19 protein-coding genes and 1 pseudogene are annotated in these 19650 nt (G+C 39.3%); 2 read left to right on the top strand and 18 right to left on the bottom strand.

Annotated features, from left to right (window positions below; translation table 11 throughout):
• The 13 genes and pseudogenes from HG267_RS36725 to HG267_RS36660 all read right to left on the bottom strand — a co-directional run bounded on the left by HG267_RS36725 (position 1) and on the right by HG267_RS36660 (position 12299).
• Positions 1-654, bottom strand: a complete 654-nt coding sequence (locus HG267_RS36725) for a methyltransferase family protein (protein WP_045873714.1) — start codon at positions 652-654, stop codon at positions 1-3.
• A 53-nt stretch (positions 655-707) separates the two neighbouring features.
• Complete coding sequence (locus HG267_RS36720; protein WP_045873715.1) at positions 708-941, bottom strand: DUF2933 domain-containing protein; 234 nt, start codon at positions 939-941, stop codon at positions 708-710.
• Positions 942-1266: 325 nt separating this feature from the next.
• Entirely contained in the window at positions 1267-3441 is a 2175-nt protein-coding gene (locus HG267_RS36715) for a heavy metal translocating P-type ATPase (protein WP_062243211.1), read from the bottom strand.
• Between the two features lie 16 nt (positions 3442-3457).
• Positions 3458-3541 carry a YHS domain-containing protein gene (locus tag HG267_RS36710; RefSeq protein ID WP_231936512.1) on the bottom strand — a complete coding sequence of 28 codons (84 nt, stop codon included), beginning with the start codon at positions 3539-3541 and terminating at the stop codon, positions 3458-3460.
• Positions 3542-3745: 204 nt separating this feature from the next.
• Positions 3746-4447, bottom strand: coding sequence for a DUF305 domain-containing protein (locus HG267_RS36705; protein WP_045873717.1), 702 nt, complete (start codon positions 4445-4447; stop codon positions 3746-3748).
• A 982-nt stretch (positions 4448-5429) separates the two neighbouring features.
• Positions 5430-5903: a DUF2808 domain-containing protein gene (locus HG267_RS36695; RefSeq protein ID WP_045873719.1), complete on the bottom strand. Its 474-nt coding sequence runs from the start codon at positions 5901-5903 to the stop codon at positions 5430-5432.
• 348 nt (positions 5904-6251) lie between these two features.
• Positions 6252-6767, bottom strand: coding sequence for a DUF2808 domain-containing protein (locus tag HG267_RS36690; protein WP_228045088.1), 516 nt, complete (start codon positions 6765-6767; stop codon positions 6252-6254).
• A 234-nt stretch (positions 6768-7001) separates the two neighbouring features.
• Positions 7002-7466 (bottom strand): DUF2808 domain-containing protein, encoded by a 465-nt coding sequence (locus HG267_RS36685; protein WP_045873720.1) that lies wholly within the window; start codon positions 7464-7466, stop codon positions 7002-7004.
• Between the two features lie 503 nt (positions 7467-7969).
• On the bottom strand, positions 7970-8473 hold the full coding sequence (locus HG267_RS36680) for a hypothetical protein (RefSeq protein WP_045873721.1): 504 nt from the start codon (positions 8471-8473) through the stop codon (positions 7970-7972).
• A 266-nt stretch (positions 8474-8739) separates the two neighbouring features.
• A pseudogene (locus tag HG267_RS36675) lies at positions 8740-9243 on the bottom strand (efflux RND transporter permease subunit); the annotation flags it as partial.
• 65 nt (positions 9244-9308) lie between these two features.
• Positions 9309-9986: a tetratricopeptide repeat protein gene (locus HG267_RS36670; protein ID WP_045873723.1), complete on the bottom strand. Its 678-nt coding sequence runs from the start codon at positions 9984-9986 to the stop codon at positions 9309-9311.
• 60 nt (positions 9987-10046) lie between these two features.
• Positions 10047-11375 (bottom strand): Nramp family divalent metal transporter, encoded by a 1329-nt coding sequence (locus tag HG267_RS36665; protein WP_045873724.1) that lies wholly within the window; start codon positions 11373-11375, stop codon positions 10047-10049.
• Positions 11376-11915: 540 nt separating this feature from the next.
• Positions 11916-12299, bottom strand: coding sequence for a hypothetical protein (locus tag HG267_RS36660; RefSeq protein WP_045873840.1), 384 nt, complete (start codon positions 12297-12299; stop codon positions 11916-11918).
• 685 nt (positions 12300-12984) lie between these two features.
• On the opposite strand from HG267_RS36660, the gene HG267_RS36655 reads away from it, so the two are divergent.
• Positions 12985-13176, top strand: coding sequence for a CbtB domain-containing protein (locus tag HG267_RS36655; RefSeq protein ID WP_071846710.1), 192 nt, complete (start codon positions 12985-12987; stop codon positions 13174-13176).
• A gap of 305 nt (positions 13177-13481) precedes the next feature.
• Positions 13482-14648: a hypothetical protein gene (locus HG267_RS36650; RefSeq protein WP_045873725.1), complete on the top strand. Its 1167-nt coding sequence runs from the start codon at positions 13482-13484 to the stop codon at positions 14646-14648.
• A 116-nt stretch (positions 14649-14764) separates the two neighbouring features.
• Here HG267_RS36650 and rppB read toward each other — a convergent pair whose 3' ends face one another.
• From rppB to HG267_RS36625, 5 genes are all read right to left on the bottom strand, one after another.
• Entirely contained in the window at positions 14765-16162 is a 1398-nt protein-coding gene (gene rppB, locus HG267_RS36645; protein ID WP_045873726.1) for a two-component system sensor histidine kinase RppB, read from the bottom strand.
• Positions 16140-16877, bottom strand: coding sequence for a two-component system response regulator RppA (gene rppA, locus HG267_RS36640; protein WP_045873727.1), 738 nt, complete (start codon positions 16875-16877; stop codon positions 16140-16142). The genes rppB and rppA overlap by 23 nt, the downstream gene beginning before the upstream one ends.
• Positions 16878-16908: 31 nt before the next feature.
• Complete coding sequence (locus HG267_RS36635) at positions 16909-17394, bottom strand: DUF2808 domain-containing protein (RefSeq protein WP_045873728.1); 486 nt, start codon at positions 17392-17394, stop codon at positions 16909-16911.
• A gap of 290 nt (positions 17395-17684) precedes the next feature.
• The gene (locus tag HG267_RS36630; RefSeq protein ID WP_045873729.1) at positions 17685-18668 is read right to left on the bottom strand and encodes an RpoD/SigA family RNA polymerase sigma factor; all 984 of its coding nucleotides are present in this window, start codon (positions 18666-18668) and stop codon (positions 17685-17687) included.
• Between the two features lie 44 nt (positions 18669-18712).
• On the bottom strand, positions 18713-19528 hold the full coding sequence (locus HG267_RS36625) for a proton extrusion protein PcxA (RefSeq protein ID WP_045873730.1): 816 nt from the start codon (positions 19526-19528) through the stop codon (positions 18713-18715).
• Positions 19529-19650: the final 122 nt, after the last annotated feature.

Below are 19650 nucleotides of genomic sequence, written 5' to 3'. Positions count from 1 at the left end.
TTAGGTATTACTTCTCTTAGTGGTGTCTCCCAGACGAGGGAAAAAGGCTGGTGTATTGCTGGCATAGCGATCGTACTCTGCACCAAATTCTGCTCGCACCTCACGTTCTTCTTGGCGTGCTAGTCGTGTATACATCCACACCAGAACCGGGAACATCAACAGCGTCAAGATTGTGGGCCACTGAAGCAGGAATCCGAACATGATGAGGATAAAAGCTACATATTGGGGATGACGAATTGTTGCATAAGGCCCAGAAGTCGCCAGCGTGTGACTGCGCTGGGCTTTGTAAAGGACTTCCCAGGCAGAGCCAAGATAGATGAGTCCACCAAAAATAAACACGTTACTTAAAAGGTGAATTGGGTTTAAGTGGGGATCGCCTTTCCAACCCAGCAATGTCCACCAGAGATGTCCGGCATCATGGGAGAAAATATCCAGTTTGGGAAAGCGAGTTTGTAGCCAACCTGATAGTAAGTAAAGGGTCAATGGAAACCCATACATTTCCGTAAATAACGCGACAATAAAAGCTGAGAAAGCACCAAATGAACGCCAATCACGAGGACTTTTTGGCTTTGTGAAGCTGAAGGCAAAAATGATAAATATCAGTGAATTGATAATTACTAAAGACCAAAGACCATAAGCAGGGATATCTTTCATAATTCATTTTCCTTTCTTGTGGTGAAGTATTAGTTATTTTGTGCTAATTGCCTTTATTGAGATTGGTTATTGCTTCCACCGCCTCCCCCATGTCCGCCATGTCCACCGTGCATAAATAAGTGCATAATTATACAAAGTCCCAGAAGTAAGAATAGTGGTGGAAGGCCAAGTATATGGGCCCAATGTTCTGCTATGAGAAAGAAGGCAATAATGGCGAGAAAGACAAACAATACGATTTTGACAACTGATATTCTTGTGCTGGATTGATGATTGTGTTGGTGAGCCATGTTTTCTTAATTTGTAGTAATTGAAATTCTCTAATTGTCTATCTCTACAGCGAAATCAGCTTTTTAGCTGGCGGCAACATTAAGGGTGAATTATTTGTTACTGGCTTTCTTCTAAAAAACGTAAGTGAGATAGGAAGGGACATCAAAATAAAGACCAGTGGTAGGGTGTAAAGAAAGGTAGAAACTAGAGGTGAGCGAGAAACAGCTACCAGTAAAAAAGCACTAACAGTGAAGATAATAAATAGTGCCTGGTTTACAGACAGGTTATTAAGCTAGAAGGAATAATGTTTGTGTTGATGAATCATAAAAACCTCCTTTTATAGAACTATGTGCTAGATAACTTAAATCCTTTCAATAAGGATGAATTAACAATCACTGACAAGGAACTCAAAGCCATCGCAGCTGCGGCAATAATTGGGTTGAGGAAACCGAAGGCAGCAATAGGAATACCAATGGTGTTGTAAATAAACGCCCAGAATAGATTTTGTTTAATTTTGAGCATCGTGGCCCGAGATAGGCGAATCGAGGTAACAACATCCCGCACATCGTTTTTCACCAGAATGATGCCGCCTGTTTCCTTGGCAACATCTGCACCAGAACCAATAGCAATCCCAATGTCAGCAGTTGCGAGGGCTGGCGCATCATTAACACCGTCTCCCACCATTGCCACAACTTCGCCGCGTCGTTGAATATCTTTGACAACTTGGGCTTTATCACCGGGTAATACCTCAGCAATTACCTTATCGATTCCTAGTTGACGGGCGATCGCTTCCGCAGTACGCTGGTTGTCTCCGGTGAGCATCACGACTTTAACTTTTTCCCGCCGCAAAGCAGCGATCGCTTCCTTGGCTTCAGGTTTGATGGTGTCGGCTACTGCCACAATCCCCATTAGCAGACCATTACAACCAACCAGCATGGCTGTTTTACCGTCAGATTCCAAACGAGTCAGTATCTCTTCTGTTGCAGGATTAATTTGATAGCCTTGCTCGCGGAACAAGCGGCGATTACCAAGCAAAATCCTATCTCGATTAATTTCTCCCCGAATCCCATGTCCGGGAATAGCTTCAAAATTATTCACTTTGGGAATATCTAGCATCTGATGTCTGGCTGCTCGCACAATTGCTTCACCCAAAGGATGTTCTGAACCCGCTTCTACAGCCGCCGCCAACCGGAGAATTTCATCGTTTGGGCGTTCTGCCAAAGCTACAATATCCGTTACACTAGGCTCACCACGAGTCAAGGTGCCAGTTTTGTCAAAAATGACAGTCGAGAGCTTTTCTGCCCTTTCTAAAATTTCCCCACCCCGAATTAAAATCCCGGCTTCTGCTCCCTTACCCACACCAACCATCAACGCGGCGGGAGTAGCAATACCCAAAGCACAGGGACAAGAAATAATTAACACAGCAATGAATGCAAGTAAAGCTTGGGGAAAGTTCCCGACAAGTAACCAACCGAGAAATGCCAGTACCGCAATTCCCACCACCGCAGGGACAAAATAGCCCGTGACTTTATCTGCCAACCGTTGGACTTGCGCCGTACTTGCCTGAGCTTCCTCCACAACTTTGATGATTTGAGCCAGAGCAGTTTCAGAGCCGACACGAGTTGCTTGGAAGTTGAATGCTCCTGTTCTGTTCAATGTACCACCAATCACAGTCGCTCCAGCTTGCTTCTCTACAGGTAGTGACTCCCCTGTCAGCATTGACTCATCTACAGATGAAGATCCATCCAGCACAATTCCATCTGTTGGTACTTTTTCTCCCGGACGGACAATAATGGTTTCGCCTACCATTACTTGCTCTGCCGGAATATCCATCTCCATGCCGTCTCGGATGACTCTAGCGGTGGCAGGTTTTAAATCTAGGAGTTTACGTACTGCTGCCGATGAGTTCTTTTTGATAATTTCTTCCATATACTTGCCTAGTAAAACAAAGGCAATGACGACGGCAGAAACTTCAAAATAAACATCTCGCTCCTCGACTCCGACAGGTAGAGCATTAGGAAAGAAAATCACTGCCACACTATAGAAATAGGCAACGCTGGTTCCTAGAGCAATCAGGAAATCCATGTTTACATTGCGGCTTTTGATGGCATTCCACGCTCCCACGTAAAATGACCAGCCACCAATGAACTGTACAGGGGTAGCCAGGATAAAAAGCCAGACTCCCCAGGTGAACCAGGGTAGAGCAGAAATCGGCACCCAGCTTAAGATACTTACACCTGCTGCCAGTCCCAAAAATGCAGCCGCTCGCAGAATTGCTAAAAGCAGTACCCCCGTCATCGCAATGGTGACGCGAGTCCGCATAGATTTGAGTTCCTTCTCAGGATCTAAAAATGTGTTTAAGCAAGTTTGGCTACAAAAATAGTAAGTGCGTCCACTTCGTTCTGTCTTCAAGGATGTGGCTTTAGGTACTGTCATGCCACAAATAGGATCTTTTGCCATCCCACCTTGGGGTACAATGCTTGCGTGTCTATGTCCGTGATGCTCGTGAGTTCTGGTCATTTTTGAATGAACTCCTTCATCCTGCTAGTTGTGATTCAAAAGTATGCAGGCAAGTCTGGCTGCAAAAATAGTAAGTTTGTCCGTCTCGCTCGGACTTCAAGGCTGTAGCATTTTTGACAGTGATGCTACATATTGGGTCTACAGCAGTCTTTTCACTATCTTGTTGACGTTTGTGATTTGGTGGTCTTCAATTAGTGGTGGCTTGTACCCACCACTAATTGTCTTTAATTTTGAATTGGAGCGAAGCGACTTGACCTCCTTGAGAGCAGATGTCAATCGTGTCAGGTCAAAATCTCTCCGGAATTCAACTTGCTTCGGGGTTGGATTTATACCAAGCCTGATACCATTGCTGCATCTGGTTAATTTCAGCCGTTTGAGTTTTAATGATGGACTGAGCTAAGTTACGAATTTCTGGTTTGGTAGCTTTTTTAATAGCCATCTGCGACATCATGACAGCCATGCGATGATGAGAAATCATCTGACGGATAAATTCTTTATCGAAATCTGGTGTATTTTTCAATGCTGCCAAATCTACATTCATACCCATCATGTTGCAGTTCATCGGCATTTTCATCATGCCTGGGTTCATCTGTTGGCACATACGCTGATGCATTGCCATCATTTCTTGACGAGTCATGGCTGTTACAGGTACTTCTTTCCCGTACCATGCCTTGTACCAAGATTTCATTTGCTGAATTTCGCGGTTTTGTTCTTGTTTAATAGCTTGAGCTAGCTTTTTAATTTCTGGGTGTTGAGCGCGACTTAATGCGATATCAGCTATTTCTATTGCTTGAGTGTGATGAGGAACCATCATCTCAATGAAATGTTGATCCATCTGAGTCATCATCCCTCTTTGGGGAGGAGGAGTAGTTTCTGTAGATAGGTGATGAGTATTGTGTTCTGAGTTGGAAACCTGAGCTTGTGCGTTATTTAAAATTACTAATCCAGTGAGCGTACTACTGGTTAAGATACCAACCAAGCCATAAAACAATGTTTTTGTCTTCATAACCCCACCTCATTTTAGGAGTTAAACACAACTTATATTTATGAAATTATCGAGAGATTGTGAGGAACTTGTGAGATAAAAAATCTTCGATTAACTCAATGAAATTGTGCAAATAGAAAGCGGTAATCAAGGTTTTTTAAAGCTTTACTTTCTTGAAATAATTAAGCTAATTTTCTTTCCAACCACTTAGTTAGATATTTCTATCTTCCATAAAACCCTATACTTTAAGCTTTTCACCTAGAGATGAAAAGAGGATGAAATATTTTTTATGTACACCTTTCTTTACAAATCAAGGCGATAGTAAAGGACTGCTTTCAGTAGATCATATCTTCGTTAGTGTCGTAATAGATGCGATGGTCTCCGAATCTACCGTGGGCGATCGCGCTTTTTGGCATTTGTGTAACATGCATGCCTACTTAATGAAGGGATTGTTCCACATCGACTGCTAGCAATTGGTCATGAGTTGCTTTACCAGTCAACACCAATACCCCGTTGATGGCGATTGCTTGCATTGACTGAACTCCATACTGTTCAACTTTCGCTAGATAAGTCTGCTGCTCCTAAACTGAACACAAGTCATCAACTAATACTTCACAATTTGAGCCAGCTAGTTCTTACGCTGTGCAAACTGTATCCTCACAAAGAGGGCAATTAGCTATAAATATCTGAATTTGACATTTATTTTGCCATAATGTTGACCAATAATTACCTTACTAGTATTTTCAATCCTCCACCTACCAGGAGAGTCAAGTCTAAACAATGCAATATTAATAATTTGTAATAAATTTAATTTTTTCTTCTGACAGCAAGGAAATGAAGAAGTTACTGTTAGAAAAAATGCAGCAACCGCATAAATTGACTTTTTCATAACTAACTCTGGCAAGATGATATAGGGTAGGCAAAATCCACTATCCCACCCTACAGCTACCGATTAATTTGGTTGACAGCAAGCCACACCTAAAATTAACAGCAGTTACTCACCTTAGCCACCGTAAGTCTGAATCCGAGCTAAACCAAGTGGAATTTCTTCTTTCATATCAATCTTTTTGACAGATACGGGATAATGCCAAGTTCCCTCATAATCTGGAGTATTAACTCCTTTCATACGAATTGATATAGTTGTACCAGGAGCTACTGGTTCGGAAAAAGCTACAGTAGCTTTTTTGTTGTTAATAGAAACCGTTGTAGGAATTTTTTGACCTAATTTGTTTTGGACTTCAATTCCTTTATCAATACTTATTCCTTCTGGTAAATCAATCGCCAATTCTGAAAGTGCTTTACCTTGGACATGAACATCAAATTTATGAGTAGCATCTGGGATACGGGCAACATTAGGAACAGCAGCACTGTTACCTAGATGAGAAATATTAGCATCATTTGGATTTTTAGCCCAAGCAGTAGAAACTGAAGATGCAAAAACTAAGGTAAAAGCAGCTGCGTAAATCGGCTTTTTCATCGATATTCTCCTTATTTAGTTAATCAATGAACTATCTCTATAGGAATCCAAAGTCTTGCTATGTATACTGAGAAGCCAAACCTTATTTGACAGGCTTTCAGTCAGGTTGACTTTTCAACAATCAAATGGGATTTCTATATATTTATAATTATGAAAGCTATTGATGAAATCAAGATGAAATATTGTTATGTCAAGAGAAATTTAAAATGTAGTTACTAAACGTAATTACTCAAAATTATTTCTGATTTAACTATTAAATATCTAAATTTAAAAGCTACTTAAAATTCTCCTGATAGTTAACTGATTTTTGAGTTAACTATCAGGAGTTTTATTTGGATAGCGAAGATTTTAAGGACTAATACGAAATCTAGCTACACCTATAGGTATTTTTGCATCACTACCAATGAAATTAGCAGATAAATAATAAACAGGGCCATTACCAAGAAATGGTTGTTTGACATTCTTAATGTCAATCTCTAGCTTACTGTTAGGAGCAACTGGTTCAGCAAAAGCTAGTAGTATAGTCTTACCATTCAAAGAAACATTAGCGTTAATTTTCTGACCATTCTCTTTGTTTACAACAACATCATTAATATCATTGCTCCACCTTACAGTACTTGGAACTTCAATATTTAACTGCGAAACATCTTTACTATTTTTAGGAACGTGTACTCGCAAAGTATGTCTAACAACCGCCCAGCGAGTCGGAGGAAATTGATAGTTACCCTCAACATGAGGAAGACTATCATTTTCTTCATTGGCACTTGCATAGTTGGCAGAAATTAAAAATGCAGCAGCTAGAGTAGATATAGCAATGTAAGCTAGCATTTTTTTCATATTTACTCCTAATTTAATCAGTAACATCAGCAAATATTCAGATTCGTGTTTAGTAAGCCGTTATCAACTAATACATAACAACTATGTAAAGACAGAATTATCTATCTCCTACATTCACACAAGAATTAAGAGAAGTTAAAAGCCTTCTCATTAACTCGTTTACTGTTTTAAGTCAGAAAGGTCTACTACCTTTATTGATCAAGTTTGGCAGGTCTTAATGAAATCTGGATGAAATTTTTGATTAACATAAAAATCTAAATATTAAAATGTAGGGAATTTAGCTAAACCAATAGGAATCTCTACCTCACTGCCAACAACTTTCACTGAAAAGCGGTATACAGAATCCGGGCCTGTAAATGGTTGTTGAACTTTATTAAAATTAACTAAGAGCTTAGTGTTAGAAATAACCTTTTCAGGGAACTCTATAATAATTTGTCTGCCATTGGCGGAAATATTAGTATTAATTTTCTGCTCATTCACATCCAAGACATCAATATCATTACTCACTGCTACAGTAGATGGAGTTTCAATAATAAGTTGAGAAAGAGCGTTGTTATTTTTGGGGATATTTAACCGAAAAGTATGTTTTACAAAACGCCAGCTATTAGTAGGATATTGCAAATTATTATCAACATTAGTCTCCTTAGCATTTGCCTTGGTCATGCAAATGAAAGCTATAGTGCCAAGAGCAAATACTGTACCTGTGTAAATCCATATTTTCTTCATCTTGAATTGTGAAAAAACCATTATGTAAAATAAGTTACAATTTTTTACTAGATAGACCTTTATATAATAAGTTTGACAGGTCAGGATGAAATTAGGGTGAAATTTTGACTGGTTCAAAAAATAATTTGTTGATGTTGTGTTAGGTAGCCAGTCCGGAAGTAAAACTTTGATGGAGTAACGAAAAATTCAATAATTTAAATCTGAAAATAACTACAACATTAGGTTGAAAAGATGAAATCAACCACGACAATATTTACTATTCCTGGCGATTGCCCAGTATTTCATAATCAGGTAAATTACCAAAAGCAGTAGAATTATTCATTCATTAGAGCAGCAGTAGCCAACTATCTCTACCCCTAGTACAAGCAAGACTAAAGCATCATAGAGTTTAGTAATCCCAACTCAATAAATTTCCGAGAGGTGTGAATTCAACCAAAAACCGTAAAGAGTACAGTAAAAGCTGCTAGGAAATGATTGTTTTTTTAAAATTGCTTGTAAGTGATTTAGTTCTTAAAACTAAAACGACCGTTTACTTTTTTGCCGTCAACATCCACAAGCATTTTCACTTGATATTCACCAGAAGCTTTTTCTGGTAGCAAAACAGTATAGTGTTTACCTTCTTTATCGTATGTAAGATTTAAAGTTTTCTGACTGCCATCAGGTATCTGAACTTGAGCTGTTACTTTGGCGTTAGGTATTGCTTCATGATTATCGCCTTTCTGCACGTAGAAATCCATGTGCGTTCCGTTATCTTCTTTCTCTGGTACAAACTCTAAATGATAAGCACCTGACTCAACAACTTGACCGCCGCGATTAGCTTCAGTATGACCAGATGACTCAGTTTTGGCAACGGTTTCTGATTTAGTTGTGGGTTCTGTTTTAGCTGTGGTTTCAGAGGTTGGTGCTGATGAATTACCATTAGATTCAGATGCTTGATTACCACAAGCTCCTAAAAATAATAGTCCTATACTTGCTAAAATAACAAAGCCTAATTTGAGTGATTGCATTGATTTACTCCTCATCTGGATTAGTTAAAAATTGAAACAAACTTGGGTAGACCTAGTTCTTGCACCTATTTTTGAAAATCCTTTTTCCAGCTACCCTCTTTGATATTTGATAATCTTCATTAACCGATGCAAGATAGAAAACAAATAAAAACTTAAACTTTTATACAACTGAACCTTGAGTAACTTCAAGATTTTGTACTGGTGCAGTAGTTTTTGGAACCAAAAACTTCCCGAATTGGGAATACAAAGCGGGCAAAACTAACAATGTCAAACAAAACTTGATATTGCCGCTCATCGCCACCGTAGAGAAATACGTTACTCACGCCAGGAACAGCCAGCAAGCGATTTCTCACATCCCAATTGACAATGCGCCACATTTCCATCATGTCAGTGCTTTCAGCATCAAAAGCGTATTTGACAGCCCATCCCAAGGGTGAGTTGACAGGCAGAATTTCTGGTTGTCCTACGCCTTGCGGTAGTTTTGCCCCTTGTAATCGCTCTGTCACCAGTTGACGCGCACGGTAAATGTCAGTGTCCCAACTAAAAACAGCTTTAATAGCAGAAATCCCAATGGCAGATGAAGACCGCAGCGATACCAATCCAGGCGTTCCGTTAACCGCGCTCTCAATCGGACGAGTGACCAAAGACTCGATTTCTTCTGGTGCTAAACCAGAAGCTTCGACTTGAACTTCCACTTGCGGGGGAGCAAAGGCAGGAAATACATCTAGCGGCATTCGCGTGAGGACGTGAAATCCCCACAGACTAATTAATTACGAACCCGATTCGTAAGGAAACCGGGTTTATTAACATTTATATCATTACCCTAAACAAATTACTAACGCTGAACTTGCTGAATCAGGGCTTGTGTTTGTTGATAAGCTTGGGTATCGCCTTGTTTAAGAAACAATTTTGCAGCTTGCTGAAGGTCTGTAACAGCACTCTTACTGTCTCCTAAAGCATATTGTGCCAGTCCTCGGTTGCCATAGGCATCAGCTAGATTGGGATTGATTTGTAGTGCTTGATTAAAATCTGCGATCGCTTGCTGATGATTTCCCTGTCTAAAATGGGCTAGTCCTAGATTGTAATAACCATCTTGTGAGTTTGGATCAATTTTCACTGTCTGATTAAAGTCGGCAATGGCTTTCTGAAAATCTCCTAGTTCTACATAAGAAATTCCCCGACCATTATAAGCATCTGTATGCTTGGGATTTAACCGCAGCGCTAGGTTAAAGTCAGAAATGGCTGCACTGAAATCTCTCAATTGAGATTTAGCTAAACCACGAAGGCAAAAACCTTCATAAAACCGTGGATTCATCTGTACTACAGAGTTAAAATCTGCGATCGCACCATTGAAGTTGCCTTGCTCAAGCTTTTGCACTCCTTGGTTATAGTACTCTTGGAAGTTCGTCGCCTTCAAAGGTATTTGTGCTTCTCTCGCAGAAACAGCAGCAGGCATTACACCCAGTAGACTTGTTATTCCCAGGATGGCTATTGTTCGCTTGATATATTTCATGGCTTTACCCCTTCATTCTTGCAGCATGACATTGGATTGCCACGGATCTGTTCCTTTATTTTAACTGGGAACTTGTAATAGCCATCCCCAAAGACTTTGTAATAGCAACCAAGCATTTAAGCCAACGATGACAATAGCAACTAACCAAGCTAAAGATTTTAACCACAAGGGATTGACAAACTCACCCATCAAGCGGCGATTACTAGTAAATATCACCAATGGAATCACTGCAAACGGTAACTGTAAACTGAGGATGACTTGACTGAGAACTATGAGGCTGCTTGTACTATTTTCACCAAACAGAATGATTGTAATTAACGCTGGAATGATGGCAAGCAGACGGGTTATTAAACGGCGTAACCACGACGGAAGGCGAAATTGCAAAAAGCCTTCCATAACAATTTGTCCTGCTAAAGTCGCAGTCAGGGTTGAACTTTGCCCAGAAGCAAGTAATGCAATGCCAAAAATCGCACTAGCAGCACTGACTCCTAATAGTGGTGAAAGCAATTTATAAGCATCTTGAATTTCTGCGACATTCTGATTGCCTGAAAAATGAAATGTTGCGGCAGACACAATTAAAATTGCTGAGTTAATGAATAGTGCTAATGACAAAGCAAAAGTTGAATCAATTGTGCCAAACTTAATTGCTTCCCATCTTTTTTCAGTAGTAGGTTGCCAATCACGGGTTTGCACAATAGAGGAGTGTAAATATAAGTTGTGAGGCATCACTGTTGCCCCTAAAATACCAATAGCGATGTAGAGCATTTCTGGATTCTGTAAAATTTCCTTCTTGGGCAGATATCCCAACAAAATCCCCCCCATATCAGGTCGAGAAAACAGAATTTCCGCTGTAAAACAGATACCTACGGTTGCTACCAGCATTATTACTAAGGCTTCTGTATAACGAAAGCCTTTATGTTGCAGGAATAGCAATACCAGGACATCCAGCGCAGTGATACACACACCCCATATCAAGGGAATACCGAATAAAAGTTGTAGGGCGATCGCACTTCCCAGTAGTTCCGCTAAGTCACAAGCAGCGATTGCAATCTCACACAGTACCCACAAACAAAAGCTTACCTTTGGGCTGAAATAGTCTCGACAAGCCTGCGCTAAATCTCGCCCTGTAGCAACTCCCAAACGCACACATAGAGATTGGAGTAATATCGCCATCAGGTTGGACAGCAGGATTACTGTTAACAACGTGTACCCGAACTTTGACCCTCCAGCAATGTCTGTTGCCCAGTTGCCAGGGTCCATGTATCCGACTGAAACCAAATACCCTGGCCCTGCATAAGCCAGCATCTTGCGCCAAAAGTTGTTGCTGTTGGGGACTCTAATACTGCGGTGAACCTCTGGTAAGCTAGGTCTGTTTTCTGGGGGAGTCATTTACTTTGCTATGAAATCTTCTCATATTCTTTTCATAATCTCAGAAAATGTAGAATAAACATCAACCTTTAGGCAAGTAGGGATATTGTTGTGACTTCAGCCATAAGTTGTCAAAATCGGACAACTTATGCCTTGGATTGAACTCGGACAACTTATGGGTTCTTGGCAATTTATGCTTGGATTTTCGGGTCTAAAGTAGAGGTAAACGGCTGAATGTCTAGCCAGCTTAAACCCTCGACAGGAGATAGACCAAGCTTGTAACACCATCTCAAAAACTTGTATAAAGTAGGCAATCGTCGTTCACGGACAACTTGAGTTTTCTGTGTGAGGGAATTCGTGAGGAGTGAGGGAGTAGAGACAAATTATACCTTATGTCCATCTCATATTGTGCTTAAAGTTACATTGCTGTTATCCTGAAAGCATAAGATGAGCAACTTGCTCACGTTATTCTTTCAGTGACATGAACACAGTTTGATATGTAACTAAAATTTGAACAGCTTACTTATGCTGAGTCAACGCAGCAATAAACACTTTTATAACTCAGTACACTAAGTTTCCACTACCACGTAACAGACGCAAAGAATTTAGACAGTACGGACAGTCGCAACTAAATAAACGAATCGCAGCATCACTTTCTTCATCTGTGAAGTTTAGTACAGCAACCTTGCTATCAGATGGCTGCGCTGAGATAACTGCCGATGCAGGTACAGGGGGTGCGCCTAGCTTTCTTTCTGAATCCCGAATACATACAAAAGAGGTGTTACCGTGAGGATGAGTTATGCAGGTACGACCATCATTTGTATGAACTAATCGTTGAGTCATCGTAGCTGCGGCGTAGGCAGGGTGAACTACTGTCAGCGTAGACATTAGGGAAGTAAAAATTGTAGAACTGGAAAGCAAAGTAAGTAGAAATTTTTTGTTCATTGATTTACTCAAAAAGTATATTTGAATGCTCATAATAACTGCTATCTTTCTATATTTCCAATAGGTTTGTATTAAAGATACTAGGTTAAAAAAATATATTAAGAATAAAATCAAATATATTCAAACTTAATTGAATAAAAAATAAGCTATAGACAAATAGCATTGCACATTCTTTTGAAGAAGTTATTACAAAGTTATGACGAAAGTATGACTAAACTAAATATTCTGCACGAGAACATAGATAAATGAATGATAGAGCGTATGAGATTCTTTATCTGGAGGCTGTCATGATAATTATCATGATAATCAAATATTAGAGTGGTATTACTGGATTAAGAAGATTGCTGTTAGTTTGGCAACAAGCAACCCTATACAATTGAACAAATTGAGCGATCGCCTACCGTGGGCGGTTCGTCATTGCACCTTGTTTTCGCTTCTTAGTAGCCCTAAATAGATAAGAGAAAAGCAATTAAGAATATTCAGTCATGTCCAAGTTATAATCTTTATTTGATAGATGTTTCGTCGGCTTTCAAAATCACTTTTAGAAATTTTACAGAAGCAAACTAATCAATACATTTTATACACTCTTGTCAAACAGAAAGTTTATGGTATATCTTTACTTGCAATCGAGCAGCAAAATGCTTTTGATTAATGAATCACCCAAATTAGTTTTCAGAGGTCAAAAATGACTAATTTTTCTTCTACTTCAGTGTTGCGGAAGACCGCAGGTCTTACTTTGTCTAAACCGGTACAAGTAACACTTTATATGCTGCTATCTTCTTTGGTTATCTGGACTGTTTTGTTCTCTACCTATCCTGCGGCTCATAACACGGCACATTCAGCGCGTCACCACACTTTAGGTGTTGCGTGTCATTAAATTATCATAATCTCAAGATTTTTCGGATATATGAGATTTTGCTAAAACACTCGATACAATAACGCCACGAGGATGGCGCGAAATCTGCGCCATTTTTTGAGATAGAAGTAATTTCAAGTTTTGTAAAGTAAAGATACTTTGTCTTTCATCTCTGCATTATTTTGCTTTGATTTCATACCATCTCTAATTTATTGTCAATATTTTTACTGGAATTCTTCACTCTGTAGTGAATAGAAGCTGATAAGGTAACTTTTGCTGACAACTATCAAATATTAACCGAAGATACATAGTTTACGTAAGGTTTTATGAAAAAATATCGACTGTTTGGGGCGATCAGTGCTGTTTGTGTTGCGTTGTCAATTCTTTATTCCTTTGTAGGAGTTTCCCAAACTCCTATACCCAGAGTACAACTCTCTACTAACCCACCTTTAGAACAGATTCATCCCTTTGAAGCAGGAACAGATAAACCACAATCTCCCGTTACACTAACGCTACAAGCTCTTGATGCTATAGGTAAACCCTTAGAAAATACCAAAATTAGCTTACAAATTCTGACACCACCACCTAATCCTTGGTTGACTACAGATTTCCCCATTGTCGAGGGAACAAAATTACTACAAATGGATGCGGCTGCACCTGATGGTAAGTTAGAAATTCAGCAGATGTTACCTATCCGTGGGAACTACCAACTGCGGGTAAATGTGTCACCCTTAGTAGCAAATGCTTTTACCCCCTATGAACAAACCTTGAATTTGAATATCCAAGAAAATCCAGTTAAATACAAATATTTTGCTGTTTTTGCAGCTATCTTACTATCAGTTGGATTATTAGGTGGTTGGGTTATCGGCGGACAAGAAGAACTACGACAAGGAGAAATTGCGCCGCAATCTGTGCGTCTTTTGTTAAGTGCATTGACAGTGGTGGCTATAGTAACTTTATTGTTTATTAACATTAGTGCAGAAGTTGCAGAGGCTCACGGTAGTGGACACTCAAGCGGTAAAGAAGAAATCGCACCATCAGTCCAAAAATCTCAAGGGTTGGAAGTCCGTGTTGAGGGAAATAAAAGCGCAACGGTAGGAAAACTTGCTAATTTGATAGTAAATGTTAAAGATGCTGCCACAAGACAACCCATCAAGGATGTAGTGTTGCAGGTGAAGGCGATCGCCTTAGAAGATAATTTAACAGTCTTTGCCTACAAGGGAGTTACTGACCAAGAAGGTAAGTTAACGTGGCAAGAGCAATTTTTTGATGGCGCACCTCACAAAGTTGAGGTCGAAGCAACTCCTAGCCCTGGATCTAAGCGTCAATTTCCACTGGTGAAAGTCGCACAAGAAGTTGAAGTTGAAGGAATTGCACCGCCAATGTACATCCGGTTGATTGGTTTATTCTACTTTACTGCTATTGTCGGCATTGGTATGGCGATGGGATTGCTAATACAGCACCGACGAAAACCACAAGCTGGGGCAAATTAAAAGCATCAAGGCTTAACACTACGCCGTATCAATATTCCTAAAATGCCTAGTCCTAAGAATACAGCACTAGCGATCGCCGGGATATTCCACTCTTGTTTAGTCGTTGAGCAGCGTATTCAATTCTCATCTGTTGATGAACAGACAAGTTGCTTTCGTTCTCCTGTCAAGGGTAAGTGAAGGATGAAAGTGCTACCCTTACCAACTTGGCTTTGCAACTGTATACTACCTCCATGAGCCAGAACAATTGCTTGCGCGATCGCTAATCCCAATCCAGATCCACCAGTACGACGCGAGCGATCGCTATTCACTCGATAAAAACGGTCAAAAATCCGCTTTTGCTCGTGCGATGCAATACCAATACCTGTATCTTGAACTTCAATTACAGCATTACCGTTGCTGCGTTTGAGGATAACAGTTACATAACCGCCAGCAGGGGTATATTGAATAGCATTAGCAATTAGATTAGAAAGCACACGCAACAGTTGATCTTCATCTCCCATCACGTATAAAAGCTCTTGGCATAACACCAAAGATGTTAGTTGCAAAGAAGCCGCAGCTGCTAACGCTGAAAATTCTTCTATTAGGTCATTAATCAAAATATTCAGACAGCAATGTACTTGTTGTGTCGCCAGCGTTTGCTGTTCCAACCGAGACAGTAACAGCATATCCTGAACTAGTTCAGCTAGTCGATGATTCTGACGTTGAATAGATGCCAAAACATCTCGCGCCTCCTCAGACAGATACTCCATATCAAATAAAGTTTCTACCGTTGCATTAATCGCTGCAAGAGGAGTACGCAACTCATGAGAAGCATCAGACGTAAACTGTTGCATTTGTTTATACGACCTGTCAATTGGTCGCATTGCTAACCCTGCCAGCCACCAACTAGAACCACCAACTAACAATACCGTAATTGGCAATCCCACGGCCAAAATTAATTTCAAAGCAGCGAGACGATTATCAAGGTCATTGAGATTGCGCCCTACCTGAATATAGCCCCAATCTTGATTATCCTGAGTGTGCAGCAGTAGAGACTTTTGACTGTAACGATTGCCTTGCAAGTCTTTGACTGTTTGCCACACTTGGGTTTGCACAGTCGGTGGCAATTCATCAGGTTGGAAACCTGCCACTGCAATTAACCGTCCTGAACCATCGACAAAACGGATGTAATATTGCTTATCTTTATATACAGTACTAAAAATGCCGTGTTCATTATGGGTGCTTTGACTGTGACTCAGGATATTTTGGGTAGGACAACTGGACTCAGCTAAACAAATATTTGGTAAAACCTGCTGGAAAACTAGCTCTGTAATACCAGGTTGTTTCAAATTCGGTTCAATTACATCATGTAGTGTACCTGCTACCGATTCCAGTTCCCGGTTGATAGAAGCCACATAAGCATCAATGATTACTTTGTAAACCACAAAACCGCATAAGGATAGAATCAGAGCCATAACTACCGCATACCAGGTAGCCAATTGCCAGCGAGTCTTACGAAATAGTCGAATCTGCATTGCCAGGATTGAAACGATAGCCCATACTAGGGACAGTTTCGATTAGCCCATCACAACCATATTCCGATAATTTGCGTCGCAAAAGTCGGATTTGAGCTGCTACTACATTACTAACGCGTTCTGCACTAAAGGCGTACAGATGATTTAAAATTTGGTCGCGGGTAATAACTGTATTAGGACGTTTCATCAAATATTCTAATAATTGAAATTCTTTTTTTGTTAAATAAATTACCTTATTTTCACCATTCGGGTACTGTCGAGAAACTGTACAATTACCGCAGTCCAGGATAAGTCCACCAACTTGCAATTGTAAAGGCTGGAACTGAGACGTAAGCGATGCGCCTCCTAAAGCAGATCGCCTTTGCAAAGCACGCAACCGCGCCAGTAGTTCTGCCATGCCAAACGGCTTGATTAGATAATCATCTGCTCCTGCATCTAGACCAGCTACCTTATCTGCCATGCTATCTTTAGCGGTTAGCATCAGCACTGGTAAAGCATTACCCCGATTCCTTAAACGTTTACACAATTCCAAACCTGACATTCCCGGTAACAACCAATCAAAAATTGCCAGTGTATATTGAGTCCAATTATGTTCTAGATAAATCCAGGCTTCATTTCCATCCAAAACCCAGTCAACAATATATCTTTCTTTACTCAACTTTCGCTGAATTGACGCACCTAGATCCGGCTCATCTTCAACTAACAGAACTTTCATAAGCAGTAAATTTACTCTAGAAATTTGTTCATTAAATTACACGCAATTGAACAATTCCAATGGGTAACTCTACATTCATACCAGCGAAAATAGTAGATATATTGTAGAACTTATTACCAGTAGTGACTGCTGTTTTTTTAACATTATTCATCTTTACAATGATAGTAGTTCCAGGAGCGACTGATTCGGCAAACTCTAGCGTAGCTTTTTTGCCTTGAATAGAAACTTTTGCCGCAATTTCTTTACCAGATTGCTCGTACATATCAATACTTTCTCTGAGGACAATATTAGCTGGAGCTTCGATAATTAGCTGAGAAATAGTCTTGCTGTTTTCGGGAACTGCTATTTTTAAAGTATGTCTGAGAATTCTCCAGTGGCGAATACCTTGAGGAGATTCCCCTAAGCTAATAACGTGAGGAAAGTTACTAGATTGTGGTGTAGGATTTGCATAAGTAGCTGGAACTAAAACTGCCATAGTCAAGACAAAAATAGTAGTAGGTGTCAATTTTCTATTCATTGCGTTCTTATAATTACCTCACTATATCCATCAATTATTAGAATCATCTTCAGTGAAAGATGTTACCTTTTAATAGCTTGACAAAGCGAGATGAAATTTGGGTGAAATTTTTGCTAGTTACACGGATTTATTAAAAAAAACAAATAAGTGACCTTTGATAGAGCTATGACGTTTTCCTATAACGTATCTCTTTATAGTCTCAAAACTCTCTCTAACCTCGTTTCAACTTATAACGATATTGACAAACAGTTGAAGAAGCAAGATGTTCGTACTGATGTTTTGTCATACATTTAACTGAAAATATAGTGTTGTAGATTTGTGTGGCAACGACGGAGATAACTCAGTGCTTGTTTTTCTATATAACGAACTCTCCTCTCACTAATGTTGAGATGTTGAGCTACCTGCGTCAAAGTGAGTTCACAATTATCTTCCAAGCCATAATGCAAAATTAGGACTTGTTGCTGCTGTGGAGTTAATTCTCTCAGCGAGAGATAGATATCTTGACGCATTAAATTTTGAGTTACTTGGATTTCAGGCGAGGCTTCTGGAACTTCTGTTAAAAGTTCTTGCAATTCTGTGTCTTCGTTATCGCCCACTTGTTTATCTAATGAGACAGGTTGACGAGATATCATCAGCAGTTCGCGGATTTGAGCAGGGTTTAATTTCATCTTTTCTGCAATTTCAGGTACACTAGGACTACGCTTTAATTTTTGAGATAATTCTCTTTGCACTTTTTTAAATTTATTCAACTTTTCGGTAAGATGAATTGGCAGTCTAATAGTTCGTGATTGCTGAGATATTGCTCGTGTCATTCCCTGGCTAATCCACCAATAAGCATAGGTAGAAAACTTATAGCCACGAGTGGGGTCAAATTTCTCTACACCACGCTCTAAACCTAATGAACCTTCCTGAATTAAATCCATAAACTCCACATTTCGTCCTTGATATTTTTTGGCGATAGAAACCACTAAACGGAGATTTGCTACCATCATTTTTTGCTTTGATTGTGTACCTTTCTGAAAAATTTCCTTCACTTCCATTTCACTAAGTTGTACATATTGAGCTAATTCTTTTTGAGATGGTTCGTGATTGAGTTGTTTCTGCAAAGTTTCCTTTTTATTTTGTAACGTAATCATCTGCTGTACCTGTTTGCTATATACAATTTCTTCCTCATGAGTCAACAATGGTACACGAACAATATCTTGCAGATAATTACGAACTATATCTGTGCTGAATTTAATATTTGACGTTGTTGTGATGTTACAAATCGGCATCATTTTAGTATTTTTTGTTTATGTGAAAATATGTTTAATAAAAATTATTCATTCATGTTACGGTAAGTAGCCACGGCTGAAGGATAACTGCGATTGAGATAGCGAAATATCCAATATTTGAAAACTGTATCCATGATTACTGGAACAGTAGCAATAAATAAAGAAGTAAGGCTTTTGTTTTCTGGTAAACCGTAATGTTGGAAAGTACTTTCTATAATTATTTGCCAACCATAAGGAGAGTGAAAACCGACAAATATATCTGTAGATAGAATAATTAAAAAAGCCTTAGCGGAGTCGCTTAGACTATAAGTTATATCGCCAGCAAAAGACATAATAATGGATAGCTGCTGCTTACCTGTTAAGATTAAAATAATTAATGTAATGGCTGTAAGTATATCTGTAAAAACATTTGTTACTGCATTAATACTTTTAATTTTATTTTCTGCTACTAACGCAATAGCTTTTTTCTTAATCTTCTTTTGAACAAGCTTGTCAGAGAATGTGGTGATTTTACCTATTCGAGCTTCAAAATAAACACTTTGCTTAAATCTTTTGAGTTCCGCTAAAGCTTTTTCTTCTTGAGAAGAATTTAAGAAAATATTTAACTCTTGTGAATTCCAAAACTTCTCAATTATGGGAGCAATGAAAAAGTTTCTAGAAAGCTGATTTATAAGTAATGGAACTACAATCAGAATTAACAGAAAACGGAGGGAGGAAATTGTTTGCAGTCGAGAAGCGCGAAACTCTTCAATAACCTTTGCTTCGGCATTTGGATCTAACGTGTGTTGAAATTTTCCTATTGTCCGCAGGATAGAGCGAGGAATAAAGCTCATCTTTTGAGATGATGACTTTGATTTCATCTTAATTTATAAGCATCACAATTCTAGTTGCACCCATAATTTAGTGAGACAACTGTGGCATTTTAAAGACCTATAAGATTTAAAGTTTAAATCTCTAAATTCTACTTTACAAAAATAGGATG

It is taken from the genome of Tolypothrix sp. PCC 7601 (assembly GCF_025677855.1).
In the GTDB taxonomy this organism is placed as follows: domain Bacteria; phylum Cyanobacteriota; class Cyanobacteriia; order Cyanobacteriales; family Nostocaceae; genus Aulosira; species Aulosira diplosiphon.
The sequence above is the reverse complement of the archived record's forward strand: the minus strand, read 5'-3'. Positions and strand labels throughout refer to the sequence as shown.

Bases quoted from the DNA above. Each gene is read 5' to 3' on its own strand.
- HG267_RS36725 (WP_045873714.1), bottom strand. From the start codon at position 654: ATGAAAGATATCCCTGCTTATGGTCTTTGGTCTTTAGTAATTATCAAT.
- HG267_RS36720 (WP_045873715.1), bottom strand. From the start codon at position 941: ATGGCTCACCAACACAATCATCAATCCAGCACAAGAATATCAGTTGTC.
- HG267_RS36715 (WP_062243211.1), bottom strand. From the start codon at position 3,441: ATGACCAGAACTCACGAGCATCACGGACATAGACACGCAAGCATTGTA.
- HG267_RS36705 (WP_045873717.1), bottom strand. From the start codon at position 4,447: ATGAAGACAAAAACATTGTTTTATGGCTTGGTTGGTATCTTAACCAGT.
- HG267_RS36695 (WP_045873719.1), bottom strand. From the start codon at position 5,903: ATGAAAAAGCCGATTTACGCAGCTGCTTTTACCTTAGTTTTTGCATCT.
- HG267_RS36690 (WP_228045088.1), bottom strand. From the start codon at position 6,767: ATGTTACTGATTAAATTAGGAGTAAATATGAAAAAAATGCTAGCTTAC.
- HG267_RS36685 (WP_045873720.1), bottom strand. From the start codon at position 7,466: ATGAAGAAAATATGGATTTACACAGGTACAGTATTTGCTCTTGGCACT.
- HG267_RS36680 (WP_045873721.1), bottom strand. From the start codon at position 8,473: ATGCAATCACTCAAATTAGGCTTTGTTATTTTAGCAAGTATAGGACTA.
- HG267_RS36670 (WP_045873723.1), bottom strand. From the start codon at position 9,986: ATGAAATATATCAAGCGAACAATAGCCATCCTGGGAATAACAAGTCTA.
- HG267_RS36665 (WP_045873724.1), bottom strand. From the start codon at position 11,375: ATGACTCCCCCAGAAAACAGACCTAGCTTACCAGAGGTTCACCGCAGT.
- HG267_RS36660 (WP_045873840.1), bottom strand. From the start codon at position 12,299: ATGAACAAAAAATTTCTACTTACTTTGCTTTCCAGTTCTACAATTTTT.
- HG267_RS36655 (WP_071846710.1), top strand. From the start codon at position 12,985: ATGACTAATTTTTCTTCTACTTCAGTGTTGCGGAAGACCGCAGGTCTT.
- HG267_RS36650 (WP_045873725.1), top strand. From the start codon at position 13,482: ATGAAAAAATATCGACTGTTTGGGGCGATCAGTGCTGTTTGTGTTGCG.
- rppB (WP_045873726.1), bottom strand. From the start codon at position 16,162: ATGCAGATTCGACTATTTCGTAAGACTCGCTGGCAATTGGCTACCTGG.
- rppA (WP_045873727.1), bottom strand. From the start codon at position 16,877: ATGAAAGTTCTGTTAGTTGAAGATGAGCCGGATCTAGGTGCGTCAATT.
- HG267_RS36635 (WP_045873728.1), bottom strand. From the start codon at position 17,394: ATGAATAGAAAATTGACACCTACTACTATTTTTGTCTTGACTATGGCA.
- HG267_RS36630 (WP_045873729.1), bottom strand. From the start codon at position 18,668: ATGCCGATTTGTAACATCACAACAACGTCAAATATTAAATTCAGCACA.
- HG267_RS36625 (WP_045873730.1), bottom strand. From the start codon at position 19,528: ATGAAATCAAAGTCATCATCTCAAAAGATGAGCTTTATTCCTCGCTCT.